General features: G+C 48.3%; 2 protein-coding genes. Both read left to right on the top strand.

Annotated elements, in window-relative coordinates; all coding sequences use genetic code 11:
• Positions 1-813: GerAB/ArcD/ProY family transporter (locus AC1DWB_RS34530; RefSeq protein WP_477545591.1), on the top strand; the 813-nt coding region annotated here is incomplete at its 5' end.
• Position 814: 1 nt separating this feature from the next.
• Positions 815-1,777: Ger(x)C family spore germination protein (locus AC1DWB_RS34525; RefSeq protein ID WP_477545590.1), on the top strand; the 963-nt coding region annotated here is incomplete at its 3' end.

Raw genomic sequence — 1,777 nt, 5'->3', positions numbered from 1 at the left:
ACGGTGATTACGCTTGGCTATACCGAAATCATACATCAATTCGTGCTGCCGTCCATCCAAAGGGAATGGCTGCTTGCTTTCCTATTTGCTGTTGGCTGCTATCTGGCCGTGAAAGGCATGGAGAAGACGATCCGTTTCATCTTCATCGCCTATTTATGCTCGTTCTGGTTGATCGTGCTGTATATTCCTTTCTTCTTACCTCCCATCGCCTCGATACATGATCTTTATCCGATCATTCCGATGAAACTTGGCGACGGACTTTGGCAGGGCATGCTGCTGATCTGGGCATCGCTGTCCGGACCGGAGTACCTCGTATGCGTCGGTGCCTGGTTCAGCCCCCGGGACAAGCTGCTTAGGCCAATGGCGATCGGGAACGCATTGACGATTGTGGAATACCTGGCGCTGTTTATCGCGTCGACGTTGTATTTTGGGCCGGAATATTTGAGAAAAAGCAGCTACCCGGTCATCAACATGGTTCGCTATTTGCAATCGCCGATCTTCGAACGTCTGGATATCATAATGATTTGCATCCATATTTTCCACTATGTATTTGCCATTGCGCTGCTCATTCTGCTGTTCTACGGTTCTCTCCGGATCATTGCGGGGAAAGCCAAGAAACCAGCCAGCAGATCCGGCTTCATTGCGAGCTTCATGGTACTGTTTCTATGCATGCTCATCGTCTACCACTGGTTCTGGAAATCCGGTACGCAGGGACATTTCTGGCCGGTGCTTCAGGTCTGTTTCGCTGCGGTATCCTTCTTGGCGGTACCCGCCTTTATGATAGCCGCAGTAAGAATAAAGGGGCGTGCCTAACATGAGTTGGAGAACGAAAGCCGCATTATGGGCTATGGCGGGTATTCTATTTGTAACTCCAGGATGCTCGAGCCGGGATTACAATATTATTGAAGAAATCGCGCCTATCATTCTCTGGACCATCGATCAGGGTCAGGACGGCATGCTGGAAATAAGCTTGCTGGTGCCTCCTCTAGGCAGAGAAGAGAAGAAGATGATAACACTTCATACCGATCTTCTAAAGGAGGGCAAAAAAGAATTTAACCGAAGCTATCATCGGGAGCTGAAGACCGGCCAGAAACGGGTCCTGTTCATCAGCGAGGCGTTCGCAAGGCAAGGGATGCGGCCCATTATTGACACCATACTAGCGGATCCCAAATTGTCCATGCGCCTTTATTTGGCCGTTTATCGGGGAGATCTACAGGGGTACTTGCAAAAGCAGATTAAGAAGGATCCGCTTATCGATTATTATATATATCGCAAATTCAAGCATTATGAAAGCAGAAGCCCTGGGGAAATGACCATCGTCAATCTGCATCAATATATGAAAAAGCTCTATTCACCGCTTGCGGATCCGGTTCTGCCCATATTTCAGGCGGATCAGAATAACTTAACCTATGAGGGAACCGGTCTATTCCGTAAAGATAAGCTGGTTTCCGTATTGAGCCGAACCGAAGAACAAATGTTCCAGCTTCAGTACAAAAATCATCGCCTTCAGGATCTTTCTCTGCCCGAATTGTCGGTCAACGTCAGCGATGTCCATGCCAAGCTAGACTGGAAGGTGGACCGCAGACAGGCGAGAGTAACAATTAACATGGAAATCCGATGCCGAATCGAGGAGTACCACGGAAATAAAGATTTACTGGACCCTGCCCAGTTAGACGAGCTTAACCGGAACATCGGAGCCTATATGGATAAACAAACCGTATCGCTTTTCAAAAAAATGCAGGAGCTGAAAGTGGATCCTTTGAACACGGGTTCATAC

This window comes from Paenibacillus sp. P4_E11, assembly GCF_056401635.1.
The sequence above is the reverse complement of the archived record's forward strand: the minus strand, read 5'-3'. Positions and strand labels throughout refer to the sequence as shown.